General features: G+C 62.1%; 16 protein-coding genes. 10 read left to right on the top strand and 6 right to left on the bottom strand.

Going from position 1 to position 13,618, the window contains the following annotated elements; translation table 11 throughout:
* Window positions 1–83 precede the first annotated feature (83 nt).
* The 4 genes from IAE39_RS18685 to IAE39_RS18670 all read right to left on the bottom strand — a co-directional run bounded on the left by IAE39_RS18685 (window position 84) and on the right by IAE39_RS18670 (window position 4,280).
* On the bottom strand, window positions 84–1,916 hold the full coding sequence (locus IAE39_RS18685) for an ABC transporter ATP-binding protein (RefSeq protein ID WP_201205262.1): 1,833 nt from the start codon (window positions 1,914–1,916) through the stop codon (window positions 84–86).
* Between the two features lie 63 nt (window positions 1,917–1,979).
* Entirely contained in the window at window positions 1,980–2,537 is a 558-nt protein-coding gene (locus IAE39_RS18680; RefSeq protein WP_201205260.1) for a peptidylprolyl isomerase, read from the bottom strand.
* Window positions 2,531–3,343: an alpha/beta fold hydrolase gene (locus IAE39_RS18675; RefSeq protein ID WP_201205258.1), complete on the bottom strand. Its 813-nt coding sequence runs from the start codon at window positions 3,341–3,343 to the stop codon at window positions 2,531–2,533. Before IAE39_RS18675 ends, IAE39_RS18680 begins: the two co-directional genes overlap by 7 nt.
* 13 nt (window positions 3,344–3,356) lie before the next feature.
* The gene (locus IAE39_RS18670; protein WP_012273620.1) at window positions 3,357–4,280 is read right to left on the bottom strand and encodes a LysR family transcriptional regulator; all 924 of its coding nucleotides are present in this window, start codon (window positions 4,278–4,280) and stop codon (window positions 3,357–3,359) included.
* Window positions 4,281–4,329: 49 nt separating this feature from the next.
* On the opposite strand from IAE39_RS18670, the gene IAE39_RS18665 reads away from it, so the two are divergent.
* The 5 genes from IAE39_RS18665 (at window position 4,330) to arfB (ending at window position 7,930) form a co-directional block, all read left to right on the top strand.
* Entirely contained in the window at window positions 4,330–4,644 is a 315-nt protein-coding gene (locus tag IAE39_RS18665; protein ID WP_012051530.1) for a hypothetical protein, read from the top strand.
* Window positions 4,645–4,753: 109 nt separating this feature from the next.
* Window positions 4,754–5,353, top strand: a complete 600-nt coding sequence (locus IAE39_RS18660) for an FMN-dependent NADH-azoreductase (protein WP_003254608.1) — start codon at window positions 4,754–4,756, stop codon at window positions 5,351–5,353.
* 285 nt (window positions 5,354–5,638) lie between these two features.
* On the top strand, window positions 5,639–6,514 hold the full coding sequence (locus IAE39_RS18655; RefSeq protein WP_201205256.1) for a carboxylate/amino acid/amine transporter: 876 nt from the start codon (window positions 5,639–5,641) through the stop codon (window positions 6,512–6,514).
* Window position 6,515: 1 nt separating this feature from the next.
* Window positions 6,516–7,451, top strand: a complete 936-nt coding sequence (locus IAE39_RS18650) for an AEC family transporter (protein ID WP_201205254.1) — start codon at window positions 6,516–6,518, stop codon at window positions 7,449–7,451.
* Between the two features lie 65 nt (window positions 7,452–7,516).
* A complete protein-coding gene (arfB, locus tag IAE39_RS18645) occupies window positions 7,517–7,930 on the top strand; it encodes an alternative ribosome rescue aminoacyl-tRNA hydrolase ArfB (protein ID WP_201205252.1) in 414 nt (137 codons plus the stop codon).
* Window positions 7,931–8,032: 102 nt separating this feature from the next.
* Here arfB and IAE39_RS18640 read toward each other — a convergent pair whose 3' ends face one another.
* Window positions 8,033–9,334 carry a mechanosensitive ion channel family protein gene (locus IAE39_RS18640; RefSeq protein WP_201205250.1) on the bottom strand — a complete coding sequence of 434 codons (1,302 nt, stop codon included), beginning with the start codon at window positions 9,332–9,334 and terminating at the stop codon, window positions 8,033–8,035.
* Between the two features lie 103 nt (window positions 9,335–9,437).
* Between IAE39_RS18640 and IAE39_RS18635 the strand changes: the two genes are divergently transcribed.
* Window positions 9,438–10,799: a DEAD/DEAH box helicase gene (locus IAE39_RS18635; RefSeq protein ID WP_201205248.1), complete on the top strand. Its 1,362-nt coding sequence runs from the start codon at window positions 9,438–9,440 to the stop codon at window positions 10,797–10,799.
* A 197-nt stretch (window positions 10,800–10,996) separates the two neighbouring features.
* Here the strand turns inward: IAE39_RS18635 and IAE39_RS18630 are convergent, their stop codons facing one another.
* Window positions 10,997–11,269, bottom strand: a complete 273-nt coding sequence (locus tag IAE39_RS18630) for a hypothetical protein (protein WP_201205246.1) — start codon at window positions 11,267–11,269, stop codon at window positions 10,997–10,999.
* Between the two features lie 215 nt (window positions 11,270–11,484).
* On the opposite strand from IAE39_RS18630, the gene IAE39_RS18625 reads away from it, so the two are divergent.
* The 4 genes from IAE39_RS18625 (at window position 11,485) to IAE39_RS18610 (ending at window position 13,501) form a co-directional block, all read left to right on the top strand.
* Window positions 11,485–11,763 carry a BrnT family toxin gene (locus tag IAE39_RS18625; protein WP_201205244.1) on the top strand — a complete coding sequence of 93 codons (279 nt, stop codon included), beginning with the start codon at window positions 11,485–11,487 and terminating at the stop codon, window positions 11,761–11,763.
* Window positions 11,741–11,995, top strand: coding sequence for a BrnA antitoxin family protein (locus IAE39_RS18620; protein ID WP_201205242.1), 255 nt, complete (start codon window positions 11,741–11,743; stop codon window positions 11,993–11,995). Before IAE39_RS18625 ends, IAE39_RS18620 begins: the two co-directional genes overlap by 23 nt.
* 77 nt (window positions 11,996–12,072) lie before the next feature.
* On the top strand, window positions 12,073–12,468 hold the full coding sequence (locus IAE39_RS18615) for a transcriptional regulator (protein WP_201205240.1): 396 nt from the start codon (window positions 12,073–12,075) through the stop codon (window positions 12,466–12,468).
* Between the two features lie 106 nt (window positions 12,469–12,574).
* A complete protein-coding gene (locus tag IAE39_RS18610; protein ID WP_201205238.1) occupies window positions 12,575–13,501 on the top strand; it encodes a DMT family transporter in 927 nt (308 codons plus the stop codon).
* Window positions 13,502–13,618 lie beyond the last annotated feature (117 nt).

The raw sequence follows: 13,618 nt of genomic DNA, 5'->3' as shown, positions 1-13,618 counted from the left end.
GCTCCTACAAGGGACCGCACAAACCTAAAATTTGTGCGGTCAATGTAGGAGCGGGTTTACCCGCGAAGAGGCCGGCACAGGTCTCAGTCAACCCCGACAAACCCGCCGGTCTGGTGGTGCCACAACCGGGCATACAGCCCCTGTTGCTCCAGCAGCTCACTGTGGCTGCCACTCTCGACAATCCGCCCCTTGTCCAGCACCACCAGCCGGTCCATCCGGGCAATGGTGGAAAGCCGGTGGGCAATGGCGATCACTGTCTTGCCCTGCATCAGCGTCTCCAGGCTTTCCTGGATCGCCGCCTCCACCTCCGAGTCCAGCGCCGAAGTGGCTTCGTCCATGATCAGGATCGGCGCATTCTTCAGCAGCACGCGGGCAATGGCGATGCGCTGGCGCTGGCCACCCGACAATTTCACCCCACGCTCACCGACATGGGCATCGAAGCCAGTGCGGCCCTGGGCATCCGACAGCTGCGGAATGAACTCGTCCGCCCGCGCACGGCGCACAGCTTCCAGCAGCTCTGCGTCACTGGCACCGGGGCGGCCGTACAGCAGGTTGTCACGGATCGAACGGTGCAGCAGCGAGGTGTCCTGGGTGATCATGCCAATCTGCGCGCGCAGGCTGGCCTGGCTGACTTCGGCAATGTCCTGGCCGTCGATCAGGATGCGCCCGCCTTGCACGTCGTACAGGCGCAGCAGCAGGTTGACCAGGGTCGACTTGCCGGCCCCGGACGGGCCGATCAGGCCGATTTTCTCGCCCGGGCGGATGTCCAGGTTCAGCCCTTCGATGACATTGGCGGCCTTGCCGTAATGGAAGTCGACGTCATCGAAACGCACCGCGCCGCGGCTTACCTTGAGCGGCGGGGCATTGGGCCGGTCGGTGACGGTGACCGGCTGGGCGATGGTCTGCAGGCCGTCCTGGACCATGCCGATGTTCTCGAAGATGCCGTTGACCACCCACATGATCCAGCCCGACATGTTGACGATGCGGATCACCAGGCCGGTGGCCAGGGCGATGGCGCCGACGGTGATCAGCGACTGGCTCCACAACCACAGCGCCAGGCCCGTGGTGGTGACCACCAGCAAGCCGTTGAGGGTGGTGATGACCACATCCATGCTGGTGACCACGCGCGACGCCAACTGGGTTTTCTCGGTCTGTTCACGGATCGCTTCGCGGGCGTATTGCTGCTCGTAGTCGGTGTGGGCGAACAGCTTCAGGGTGGCGATGTTGGTGTAGCCATCGACGATACGCCCCATCAGCTTGGAACGGGCGTCGGAAGAGATCACCGAGCGTTCCTTCACCCGTGGCACGAAGTAGAACAGTGCGGCGATGTAGCCGACGATCCACACCAGCAGCGGCAGCATCAGGCGCCAGTCGGCCTCGGCGAACAGCACCAGCGAGGTGATGGCGTAGATCAGCACGTGCCATAACGCGTCCACCGCCTGCACGGCAGAATCACGCAGCGAGTTGCCGGTCTGCATGATGCGCTGGGCGATGCGCCCGGCAAAGTCGCTCTGGAAGAAGTTCAGGCTCTGCTTGAGCACGTAGGTGTGGTTTTGCCAGCGGATCAGGCTGGTCATGCCGGGGTTGATGGTCTGGTGCACCAGCAGGTCGTGCAGGCCGAAGAACACTGGCCGCAGCAGCAGGATCACCACCAGCATCCAGATCAGCTCGCCACTGTGCTCGCTGAAGAAGTTGGCGTTGGGCGTGCCCTGGGCCAGGTCGATGATGCGGCTGAGGTAGCTGAACATCGCCACCTCGATCAGCGAGGCGAACAGGCCGACCACCAGCAAGGCGAGGAAACTGGGCCATACCTGGCGCAGGTAATACAGGTAGAACGGCCACACGGTGGTGGGTGGCGATTCAGTGGGGGCTTCGCGAAAGATATCGATCAGCTGTTCAAAACGGCGGTACAGCATGGGTAACGACACTCCTGTTCCCTCCGGCCCTCAGGCGGTTGCACGTCCCTGTGCAGCCTGCGGTCAGTCGATGCGTTTGGCCGACTTGATGTAGACCGGGTCGGCCGGTACATCGCGCATGCCTTTCTTGATGGTGGTTGGCGAGTTGACGATCTGGTCGACCACCTCCATGCCCTTGGTCACCTTGCCGAACACGGCATAGCCACGGTCACGCCCCGGGTTGAGGAAGTCGTTGTCGGCCACGTTGATGAAGAACTGGCTGGTGGCCGAGTTCGGGTCCGAGGTGCGCGCCATCGACAAGGTGCCCCGGGTGTTCAACAGGCCGTTGCTGGCTTCGTTCCTGATCGGGTCCTGGGTGTTTTTCTGCACCATCTGGTCAGTGAAGCCGCCGCCCTGGACCATGAACCCCGGGATTACCCGATGGAAGATGGTGTTGTTGTAGAAACCACTGTCGACGTATTGCAGGAAATTCTTGGTGCTCAGCGGCGCCTTTTCGGCGTTCAGTTCGATCTCGACCTGGCCGAAGCTGGTGTCCAGCAAAACGTGCGGGGTCTTGTCGGAGGCCATGACGCTGGTGGCGAAGGCGACCGAGCAGGCGGTGAGCAGGAGTTTTTTCAGCATGGGCTCAAAGATCCTTGAGAGGTGGAAGCGGCTGCGAGGAATTGCAGCAGGGTCTGGTTGAAGACCTCGGGTTGATCGAGGGGCGTAGCGTGCCGCGAATCGTCGACCACCACCAGCCTGGCGTTGGGCATCAGGGCGACGTAGCGCTGTTTCAGTTGTATCGGGGTGTAATCGTGGTCGGCGGCAATGATGAGGGTAGGACAGTGGATCTGGCCGATGCGTTCCTGTACACCCCAGTCGACGATGGCGTCGAAGCTCTTCAGGTAGGCGCGCTTGTCGTTGCGCGCCCAGCGCTGCGCCATCTTCTGCCGCAGGTCGGCTTGCTGGGGTTTGGGGAACAGCCGCTCGGCCAGCCCCTTGCCGACGGTTTCGACACTGAGGATACGCGCCAGGCCCCAGCGCTTGAGCCACCACAGCCAGTCACTGCGGGTGCGGCGCTTGACCTCGGGGGCGCTGTTGACGATGCACAGGCTGCGCAGCCACTGCGGGTGGTCGACGGCAAACTGGAAGCCGACCATGCCGCCCATGGACAGGCCGACGAAATGTACCGGGCCGGTGTGCAGGTGTTCGAGCAGGGCCAGCAGGTCGGCACTGAAGGTGGCGATCTGGTAACCGTCACGCGGCTTGTCGGAGCGGCCGTGGCCGCGAATGTCCATGAGGATCACCCGGTAGTGCTGGCTCAGCAGCGGCACCTGAAGCTCCCAGTCCTGGCAGCTGGAGCCCAGCCCGTGCAGCAACACCAGCGGTTCGCCCTGGCCATATTCCTGGTAATGCAGTGCGCATCCTTCGTGTTCGAAATAGGCCATGGGCGCGGTCCTCTCAGGCTTGTGGGGGGGCTGCGAAGGGCACGTCCAGTGGCGCGGTGTCGAAATTGCGCAGCAGGTCGATGAGAATCTGCGTGGCCGGGCCCAGGGTCTTCTCTTTGCTCGAATAAAGGTAGAACAGTGGGTGGCGGCTGCCACCCTGATCCAGCGGCAATGGCTTGAGCACGCCTTCGCGCAGTTCGCGCTCGATCATATGCCGCGGCAGCCAGGCAAAGCCCAGGCCGCTGCTGACAAAGGTGGCGGCGGTGCCCAGGCTGCCGACGGTCCAGCGCTGCTCGGCACCCAGCCAGCCGACGTCGCGCGGCTGTGCGCGGCCCGAGTCGCGAATCACCACCTGCAACTGGCTTTCCAGGTCCTGGAAGGTCAGTTCACGGCCCAGGCGGTGCAGGCTGTGTTCGGGGTGGGCGACGGCGACGAACTCCACCGCGCTCAGCTCGGCGCCCAGATAACCGCCGATGCTGTAGCTGCTGATGGCCAGGTCGGCGATGCCTTCATGCATCACTTCTTCCACGCCAGACAGCACTTCTTCACGCAGGCGCACCCGGCAGCCGCGGCTTTGCGGCATGAACGCGGCCAGTGCGCGCACCAGGCGGGCACTGGGGTAGGCGGCATCGACCACCAGGCGCACTTCGGCCTCCCAGCCCTGTTCCATGTGGTGGGCGAGGTCTTCAAGCTGGCTGGCCTGCTTGACCAGGTGGCGCGAGCGGCGCAGCAGCACGTTGCCGGCCTCGGTCAACACCGCCTTGCGGCCGTCGATGCGCAACAGTGGCACGCCCAGTTGCTCCTGCATGCGCGCCACGGTATAGCTGACCGATGACTGCGAACGGTGCAAGGCCTCGGCAGCCTGGGCAAACCCGCCGTGATCGACCACTGCTTGCAGGGTTCGCCACTGGTCAAGGGTTACGCGCGGCGCTTTCATCTTTCGCTCCTGTTGTCCTAAGCTGCGCTCTTTGCAAGGAGCGCGGCCCATGAAGAAATGTTGTGCGGCAATACTGATGTGCCTGCCCCTCGGGGCCATGGCTTATCCCATCGATGTAGAGAAGGAGCTGACCGGGGTCAAGCTCGACTACACGGCCTACGACACCGCCTACGACATTGGCGCCATCACCCTCAACAACTATGGGCAAGTCCCGGCGGCGTGCAAGGTGACGTTCCGCAATGGCCCGGAGGCGCCGCGGGTGCGCCGGGTGAATGTGCCGGCCGGTAAAAGCGTCGATGTCACTGCCAAATTCAACCGGCAGATCATCAAACTGCGAATCGCCTTGAACTGCAGTGCCGAATAAACCGATTAATCGATAGATTGAACCCACTTTTTACGCTTTTTTATCGATAGGTCAACCTTTAATCTTCCCTCCATCGAATCGCGACCCTTTTTGCCGATGGAGGCACCCCATGTCCCGCGTACTGATCATCGAAAGCAGCGCCCGCCAGCAGGATTCCGTTTCCCGTCAGCTGACCAAAGACTTCATCCAGCAATGGCAGGCCGCCCACCCGGCCGATCAGATCACCGTACGCGACCTGGCGGTAAGCCCGGTGCCCCACCTGGATGCCAACCTGCTGGGCGGCTGGATGAAGCCCGAAGAGCAGCGCAGCGCTGCCGAGCTGGAGGCCCTGGCCCGTTCCAACGAACTGACTGATGAATTGCTGGCTGCCGACGTGCTGGTGATGGCAGCGCCGATGTACAACTTCACCATCCCCAGCACCCTGAAGGCCTGGCTGGACCACGTGCTGCGCGCCGGCATCACCTTCAAGTACACCCCGACCGGCCCGCAAGGCCTGCTGACCGGCAAGCGCGCCATCGTCCTGACTGCCCGCGGCGGCATTCACGCAGGTGCCAGCAGCGACCACCAGGAACCGTACCTGCGCCAGGTCATGGCCTTTATCGGGATTCACGATGTCGACTTCATTCATGCCGAAGGCCTGAACATGAGCGGCGAGTTCCACGAGAAAGGCGTCAACCAGGCCAAGGCCAAGCTGGCGGCGGTGGCCTGAGGCTTAACGAATTCCCAACCCTGACACCTGTTTTTGCTCCTTTGGGTGTACCTGCCCGGCCTTGATGGCCGGGCTTTTTTTTGCTTGGGATTCTTGTATCGCCCGTGCCGGCCTCTTCGCGGGTGAACCCGCTCCCACAGGTAAATCACAGGTCATATGTACAGTGATATCCCTGTGGGAGCGGGTTCACCCGCGAAAGGGCCGGCACAGCCCCCACATTCCTCATGGTTGAACACAAAGCCCGCAACCCGCTAAGGTCGCGGCCTTGATTCACGAGAGGCAACCATGGGCTACCTGATAATCGTCGCGCTGATCCAGGCGTTTTCCTTCAACCTCATCGGTGAATACCTGGCTGGCCATGTCGACAGTTATTTCGCCGTGCTGGTACGGGTCCTGCTGGCTGGCCTGGTGTTTCTGCCCCTGACCCGCTGGCGCCAGGTCGAGCCGCGCTTCATGCGCTCGATGCTGCTGATCGGCGCGCTGCAGTACGGCATCACCTACGTCTGCCTGTACCTGAGCTTTCGCGTGCTCACCGTGCCGGAAGTGCTGCTGTTCACCATCCTCACGCCATTGCATGTAACCCTGATCGAAGACGCCATGAACCGGCGCTTCAACCCGTGGGCGTTGCTGGCCGCGCTGGTGGCCGTGGCCGGCGCTGCGGTAATCCGTTTCGACAGCATCAGCGGTGAGTTCTTCATCGGTTTCCTGCTGCTGCAACTGGCCAACTTCACCTACGCCGCCGGCCAGGTGCTGTACCGCCACCTGGTCGCACGCAACCCTAGCGATCTGCCGCACTACGCCCGTTTTGGCTACTTCTACCTTGGCGCCTTGCTGGTGGTGCTGCCGGCCTTCCTGCTGTTCGGCAATGCCCAGCACCTGCCGAGTACCGATATGCAATGGCTGGTGTTGCTGTTCCTTGGCCTGTGCCCGACGGCGCTGGGCCTGTACTGGTGGAACAAGGGTGCGTGCCTGGTCTCCGGCGGTACCTTGGCGGTGATGAACAACCTGCATGTGCCGGTGGGGCTGCTGCTGAACCTGCTGATCTGGAACCAGCACGAGCCGCTGGGGCGGCTGTTCATCGGCGGTGCGATCATCCTCGCCTCGGTATGGCTGAGCCGTCTGGGTGGCCGTGGGCAAGCACCGCTGGCCGGCAAGGCCTGACATGCACACCATTTTTGTCATCGTGGCGCCGATCTTCGCCCTGATCCTGGTCGGCTACCTGTGCCGCAAGACCAACAAGCTGGGCGACAAGGCTGCCGCCGAAATCAACAAGATGGTGGTCTGGCTGTGCCTGCCGGCGTTGCTGTTCAAGGTCACCGCCACGGCCACCTGGAGCGAGATCTGGCACCCCGGCTTCATCGTCGCCTTTGGCGCGGGCGCCCTGGCCATGTTCTTGGTCACGCTGCTGTGGCGCCTGTACAGCGGCCACGGCCTGGTCGCGGCGAGCATCGACGGGCTCAGTGCGGGGTACGCCAACACCGGCTATATCGGCATTCCGCTTTGCCTGTTGCTGTTCGGGCAGGCGGGGTTGGAGCCAGCGTTGATCTCGTCGTTGATCGTGGTGTGCCTGGTGTTTGCCATATCGCTGACACTGATTGAGGTCGGCCTGCAGGAAGAGCGGCACATTGGTCGCGCCATCTTGCTGGTGAGCAAGGCGCTGGCGAAGAACCCATTGGTGATTTCGCCACTGGCAGGCGCTGCCTGGGCGGTCTCCGGGTTGGGCCTGGCGGAGCCGGTCATGCACTTTCTGGACATGCTGGCGCTGGCGACCACGCCGTGTGCGTTGATATCTCTAGGTGCATTTCTGGCTGAAAAACGTACGGGGTCGAAGGCCAGCCCTTGGCCGTTGGTGGGCTTGAAGTTGGTAGGGCAGCCAGCGCTGACCTGGGTCCTGGCGTTCAAGGTGTTCAGCCTGCCGACCATGTGGGCCGCTTCGGCTGTGCTGTTGGCGGCACTGCCGACCGGCACCGGGCCGTTCATGTTGGCGGAGTACTACAACCGCGAGGCGGGGCTGATTTCGCGGACCATCCTGTTGTCGACCGTGGCGTCGCTGGTGACCTTGACCGGCTTGCTGTACCTGCTGGGGTACGCGGGGTAGTGGCCGTTGGAGTATGAGAGCACGGCGCAGGCTGTGATAATGGGCGCAATCACAAGGGCCATGTCATGCTGACCATCTCAAATACTGTGCATCTGCCGGATGCCGACATCGAACTGACCTACATCCGCGCGCAAGGCGCGGGTGGGCAGAACGTCAACAAGGTGTCCAGCGCCGTGCACCTGCGCTTCGACATCCCGGCCTCGTCGCTGCCTGCGTTTTACAAAGAGCGGCTGCTGGCGCTGCGTGACAGTCGCATCACCGGCGACGGCGTGTTGATCATCAAGGCCCAGCAGTACCGAACCCAGGAGCAGAACCGCGCTGACGCCCTGGCGCGTCTTGCCGAGTTGATCATCGCTGCCGGCAAGACCGAGAAGAAACGCCGCCCCACCAAGCCCACCCTCGGCTCGAAGACCCGCCGCCTTGAAGGGAAAGCCAGGCGCAGCACGGTCAAGGCGGGGCGGGGCAAGGTGGATTTCTAATACAGGCAGTTCCCTACAATACTGCGCAGGTCTCGAATTGTGCGCGAAACCTTGTAGGAGCGGCCTTGTGTCGCGATGGGCTGCGCAGCAGCCCCGGCACTCTCAAGTCTCGCTCATCTCTTCCAGTCGACGCGGCACAGGCTCTTGCACCACACGCCCGCTCAACCCCACACGCATGTCATTGCCACTCGGCTGCTGATACAGGCTCAAGCCAAACTCCGGCAACACCGCCAGCAGATAATCGAAGATATCCCCCTGAATCCGCTCGTAATCCGCCCACACCGTAGTGGTGGTAAAGCAGTAGATCTCCAACGGCACGCCCTCGGCGGTGGTCTGCATCTGCCGCACCATGCAGGTCATGTTCGGGTGCACGTTGGGGTGGTTCTTCAGGTAGGCCAGGGCAAACGCACGGAAGGTGCCGATGTTGGTCAGCTTGCGGCGGTTGGCTGACAACTCGGCCACCGGGCCCAGCGCTTCGTTCCAGCTTTGCAGCTCCTGACGCTTGCCGGCCAGGTAATCACCCAGCAGGCTCACCTGGGTCAGGCGCTGTTCTTCTTCGCGGGTTAGAAAGCGCACACCGGCAGCGTCGATGAACAGGCTGCGCTTGATCCGCCTGCCACCGGACTGCTGCATGCCGCGGTAGTTGCGGAACGACTCGCTCATCAGGCGCCAGGTGGGGATCGAGACAATGGTCTTGTCGAAGTTCTGCACCTTCACGGTGTGCAGGGTGATGTCCACCACGTCGCCGTCGGCGCCTACCTGCGGCATTTCGATCCAGTCACCGACATGCAGCATGTCATTGCTGGTCAGCTGCACGCTGGCAACGAACGACAGCAGGGTGTCCTTGTATACCAACAGCAGCACCGCCGACATGGCACCCAGGCCAGACAGCAGCAACAGCGGCGAGCGGTCGATCAGGGTGGCGACGATGACGATGGAGGCAAAGATCCACAGCATCATCTTGGCCAACTGCACGTAGCCCTTGATCGAGCGGGTGCGGGCGTGTTCGGTGCGGGCGTAGATGTCGAGCAAGGCGTCCAGCAGGCACGACAGCGCCATGGTCATGAACAGCAGGGTAAAGGCCAGGGCGACGTTGCCGAGGAAATGCTGGGCGGTTTCAGACAGCTCTGGCACCAGTTTCAGGCCAAATTGCAGCACCAGTGACGGCGTGGTCTGCGCCAGGCGGTGAAACACCTTGTTGTGGCGCAGGTCGTCCATCCACTTCAGTGCCGGTTGGCGGGCCAGCAGGCGCGCGCCGTGCAGCATCAGGAAGCGCGCCAGGCGGCCGACTACCAGGGAAACAAGCAGCAGCACCACCAGGCCGATGGCCGCGTGCAGCATGGGGTGTTGGTCGAGGGTGCCCCACAGGTCGAGGGAGTCACGCCAGATTCGTTGGATATCCATGGGTTTGGGTACAGTCTTTTTGCGAAACGAAGCGCCATTAGAACGCGGATGGCGACGAAGTTGCCAAAAGAAATTCGGCTAAGGCGGCAGAAAACGTTACCCTATGCAACTGAATTTCCCGCACTTGCCTGAGGTTACCTCCGTGTTCTCCCAATTCGCCCTGCATGAACGCCTGCTTAAAGCCGTGGCCGAGCTTAAATTTGTCGAGCCAACCCCGGTGCAGGCCGCGGCCATCCCCCTGGCCCTGCAAGGGCGTGACCTGCGCGTGACGGCGCAGACCGGCAGTGGCAAGACCGCAGCCTTTGTGTTGCCGCTGCTCAACCGCCTGGTCGACCTGAAAGGCGGGCGTGTCGAAATCCGCTCGCTGATCTTGCTACCCACCCGCGAGCTGGCCCAGCAGACCCTCAAGCAAGTGCAGCTGTTTTCGCAGTTCACCTATATCAAGGCGGGCCTGGTCACCGGCGGTGAAGACTTCAAGGAACAGGCCGCCATGCTGCGCAAGGTGCCGGACGTGCTGATCGGCACCCCGGGCCGCCTGCTGGAGCAACTGAATGCCGGCAACCTCGACCTGTCCCACGTGCAGGTGCTGATCCTCGACGAAGCCGACCGCATGCTGGACATGGGCTTTGCCGAAGACATGGAGCGCCTGTGCAAGGAGTGCGAGAACCGCGAACAGACCCTGCTGTTCTCCGCCACCACCGGCGGCGCGGCCCTGCGCGACATCATTGGCAAAGTGCTGAAAGACCCTGAGCACCTGATGCTCAACAGCGTCTCGCAACTGGCCGAAGGCACCCGTCAGCAGATCATCATGGCCGACCACGACCAGCACAAAGAGCAGATCGTGCAGTGGTTGCTGGCCAACGAAACCTTCGACAAGGCAATCATCTTCACCAACACCCGCGCTTTGGCCGACCGTATCTACGGTCACCTGGTGGCCAAGGACGTGAAAGCCTTCGTGTTGCACGGCGAGAAGGACCAGAAAGACCGCAAGCTGGCCATCGAGCGCTTCAAGCAAGGCAGCTCCAAGGTATTGGTTGCCACCGACGTGGCCGCCCGTGGCCTGGACATCGACGGCCTCGACCTTGTGATCAACTTCGACATGCCACGCAGCGGTGACGAGTACGTGCACCGCGTGGGCCGTACCGGCCGTGCCGGTGGCGAAGGCCTGGCGATCTCGTTGATCACCCACAACGACTGGAACCTGATGTCGAGCATCGAACGCTACCTCAAGCAGCAGTTCGAGCGCCGGGTGATCAAGGAAGTGAAGGGCACCTACAGCGGGCCGAAGAAGGTCAAGGCTTCGGGCAAGGCGGCTGGCAGCAAGAAGAAAAAGGTCGAGAAGAAGTCCGGCGACAAGAAAACCGCCGCCAAGCGCAAGCCTACTGCCAAGCCAAAGGCCAACGCGCCACTGGCCAGCGCAGATGGGCTGGCGCCGCTGAAGAAGCGCAAGCCTGCTGCTGAGTAATCACCACCTATCAGGCTGACGCATTCCCTGTAGGAGCGGCCTTGCCGGGGCGCCGGACCGGTCGGAAAGGGCTGCGGAGCAGCCCCAGGATTTCAGCGCAAATGCACAAATTGCTGGGGCCGCTTTGCGGCCCTTTCCGACCGGTCCGGCGCCCCGGCAAGGCCGCTCCTACAGGGTCGGTGCCTGCAGGAAACACCTCACTCAGTCTTTTTCTCCGCCTGCTTCAACTCCGTGATCCGCTGGTCAATCAGCTGACACTTGTCGGGCAAGTCCTTGCTCGCCGTCCCCAGATCCATCCCCTGAAGCTCGTCATTGATCTCCTTGGCCTTCTGCGGGTTCTGCTCGGTCAACTGGGTAACCAACCCGGCCAGCTCTTCACGTTTCTGCGTCGCTTCTTCCGGTGTGCAGGCCCAGGCGGGCAGGGCGCAGAGCAGGGTGGTGGCGCAGGCAATGGGTAGCAGTAGTTTCATCCTTTCTACCTCCAGCGGTGGCTATGCGCGGTGGAGAGTTGAGGGTGCAGCGAAGTTCAGGGCTCGCGACCGATGGATCATTTCCATAATGGCTGTAGTCCATTTCTGAAACGCCTCCATATCCCCCAAACGCCGTTGAACAGCGCGCTACATCGCTCTAGTCTCGGAGGAAAAGAGGGGGTATTGTATGTACGTCTGTAAATACATGGCGTCCCATGTTCTTTGAATGGGACGAAGCGAAAAACCAGATCAATATCCGCAAGCACGGCATCGACTTTGCCGACGTTCCTGACATGTTCAACCATCCCATGCTGATCAGGCGTGATGAGTATGTGGAGTGTGCTGAAGAGCGTTGGGTCGCCCTCGGATGGCTAAAGGCGCTGATAGGCGTCGTCGTGTACACGGAGAGGCGGGGTGAGGTGATACGCATAATTTCCGCAAGAAAAGCCACCAAACGGGAGGCCAGACACTATGACCAAATCATCGAGAACTGACTGGAACCGGCTGGCCCGACAGGACGACAAGGATATCGACACCTCGGATATCCCCGAGTTGGACCAGGATTTTTTTCGCCAAGCCGAACTGCGCGTTCCGGCGAAGCAGACGGTGACCATTCGGCTGGACTCGGATGTCCTCGCCTGGTTCAAAGAGCAGGGCAGCGGCTATCAGACCCGGATCAATCAGTTGCTGCGCCAATACATGCAAGCGCAACAACGCCAGCGCTGAGATCTTTCGGAACGCTCGGGAATCTCGGCGGGTCCCAACCTGTGTACCCCTTCCGTCCACAGCAGGAGCCCGTACCCATGAGCATCGCCTACGACTGGGACCTGATCGAACGCTTGCTGCACGAGGTGCAGAACGGCGGCGGTCACAGCTTCACGCCACGCCCCTATGCCGAGCAGCACGCTGCCGCGCTGGCCGCCAAGGGTGAGCCGGTGGGTGACCTGGACCACCTGAAAACCCGTGCCTGCGAGTATGAAAAGCTATTGTTCGAGCGCGGCTTTATCGAAAGCCGGCCTGAAGAGGACGGCGGCAACGGCGAGAACTTCGTGCTGACCGAGCGCGGCTCGCGGCTGATGAGCCTGATCGACAGCAGCATCCCCGGCTTCGAGCACCCGCGCCAGGTGCTGGATGAGCAGGAGGATGCGCTGGATGAAACCACCTTTGAACAGGTGTCGGCAAAAGCGCAGATCGCTTGAGGTCGTTTTGAGGCTGGCACGGGCGGCCATGTAAACCCGATAATCGGTAGCTTCTGAACGCTGCCGAGTCCTTGCCCATGCCTACGATCACCCCAAGGGCCCGCCTATGAGCGCGGTCCGCAAGAACCCAGACGCTTTTGCTTTCCAGGTCATGCTGGGCCTGTGCCTGATCTGGGGCTGCCAGCAGGTGCTGATCAAGACCGCCGCCGTCGACATCGCCCCGGTGATGCAGGCGGCGTTGCGCAACGGTATCGCCGCCGTGCTGGTGGGCCTGATGCTGTGCTGGCGCGGGGGCTGGGAGCAGGTCGGCAGCACCTGGCGCGCCGGGCTGCTGGCGGGTGGGCTGTTCGGCGTCGAATTCCTGTTCATTGCCGAGGGCCTGAAGCTGACCTCGGCAGCGCACATGTCGGTGTTCCTCTATACCGCGCCTGTGTTTACCGCACTGGGCCTGCATTTCAGCCTGGCCAGTGAACGCCTGCGGCTGCTGCAATGGTTGGGCATTTTGCTGGCTTTCGGCGGCATTGCCATGGCCTTTGCCGGCGGCATGTCGTTCGAGCACATGGATGGCCGCACTTTGCTGGGCGATGCCTTTGGCGTGATCGCCGGGCTGGCCTGGGGGGCGACCACGGTGGTAGTGCGCTGCTCGCGGCTGTCGGAAGCGCCGGCGACCTTGACCTTGTTCTATCAGCTGGCGGTGGGTTTTGTCGGGTTGTTGCTGATTGCCCTGCTCAGCGGGCAGATCGGCGAGGTGTCGCTGACGCCGTTGGCCATGGGCAGCGTGTTGTTCCAGGGGATAGTGGTGTCATTCGTCAGCTACCTGACCTGGTTCTGGTTGCTGCGCAAATACCTGGCGTCGAACCTGGCGGTGTTTTCCTTCATCACCCCGCTGTTCGGGGTGACCTTTGGTGTCTTGCTGCTGGATGAGCCGTTGAGCGCGAATTTTGTAGTGGGCGCGTTGATGGTGTTACTGGGGGTGATTCTGGTGAGTGCCGAGCCTTGGGTGAAGCAGCAATTGCGCAAGTTTGTAGGATAACGTTTAGCCTGTACCGGCCTCTTCGCGGGTAAACCCGCTCCTACAAAGACCGCGTAAGCCTTGAGGATTACACGGTCTTTGTAGGAGCGGGTTCACCCGCGAAGAGGCCAGCACAGG

Origin of the sequence: Pseudomonas sp. S37 (genome assembly GCF_016658545.1) — a bacterium.
Taxonomy (GTDB): domain Bacteria; phylum Pseudomonadota; class Gammaproteobacteria; order Pseudomonadales; family Pseudomonadaceae; genus Aquipseudomonas.
The sequence above is the reverse complement of the archived record's forward strand: the minus strand, read 5'-3'. Positions and strand labels throughout refer to the sequence as shown.

Bases quoted from the DNA above. Each gene is read 5' to 3' on its own strand.
- arfB (WP_201205252.1), top strand. From the start codon at position 7,517: ATGCTGACCATCTCAAATACTGTGCATCTGCCGGATGCCGACATCGAA.
- IAE39_RS18620 (WP_201205242.1), top strand. From the start codon at position 11,741: ATGACCAAATCATCGAGAACTGACTGGAACCGGCTGGCCCGACAGGAC.
- IAE39_RS18675 (WP_201205258.1), bottom strand. From the start codon at position 3,343: ATGGCCTATTTCGAACACGAAGGATGCGCACTGCATTACCAGGAATAT.
- IAE39_RS18655 (WP_201205256.1), top strand. From the start codon at position 5,639: ATGGGCTACCTGATAATCGTCGCGCTGATCCAGGCGTTTTCCTTCAAC.
- IAE39_RS18630 (WP_201205246.1), bottom strand. From the start codon at position 11,269: ATGAAACTACTGCTACCCATTGCCTGCGCCACCACCCTGCTCTGCGCC.
- IAE39_RS18650 (WP_201205254.1), top strand. From the start codon at position 6,516: ATGCACACCATTTTTGTCATCGTGGCGCCGATCTTCGCCCTGATCCTG.
- IAE39_RS18635 (WP_201205248.1), top strand. From the start codon at position 9,438: ATGCAACTGAATTTCCCGCACTTGCCTGAGGTTACCTCCGTGTTCTCC.
- IAE39_RS18610 (WP_201205238.1), top strand. From the start codon at position 12,575: ATGAGCGCGGTCCGCAAGAACCCAGACGCTTTTGCTTTCCAGGTCATG.
- IAE39_RS18615 (WP_201205240.1), top strand. From the start codon at position 12,073: ATGAGCATCGCCTACGACTGGGACCTGATCGAACGCTTGCTGCACGAG.
- IAE39_RS18665 (WP_012051530.1), top strand. From the start codon at position 4,330: ATGAAGAAATGTTGTGCGGCAATACTGATGTGCCTGCCCCTCGGGGCC.
- IAE39_RS18685 (WP_201205262.1), bottom strand. From the start codon at position 1,916: ATGCTGTACCGCCGTTTTGAACAGCTGATCGATATCTTTCGCGAAGCC.
- IAE39_RS18640 (WP_201205250.1), bottom strand. From the start codon at position 9,334: ATGGATATCCAACGAATCTGGCGTGACTCCCTCGACCTGTGGGGCACC.
- IAE39_RS18670 (WP_012273620.1), bottom strand. From the start codon at position 4,280: ATGAAAGCGCCGCGCGTAACCCTTGACCAGTGGCGAACCCTGCAAGCA.
- IAE39_RS18660 (WP_003254608.1), top strand. From the start codon at position 4,754: ATGTCCCGCGTACTGATCATCGAAAGCAGCGCCCGCCAGCAGGATTCC.
- IAE39_RS18625 (WP_201205244.1), top strand. From the start codon at position 11,485: ATGTTCTTTGAATGGGACGAAGCGAAAAACCAGATCAATATCCGCAAG.
- IAE39_RS18680 (WP_201205260.1), bottom strand. From the start codon at position 2,537: ATGCTGAAAAAACTCCTGCTCACCGCCTGCTCGGTCGCCTTCGCCACC.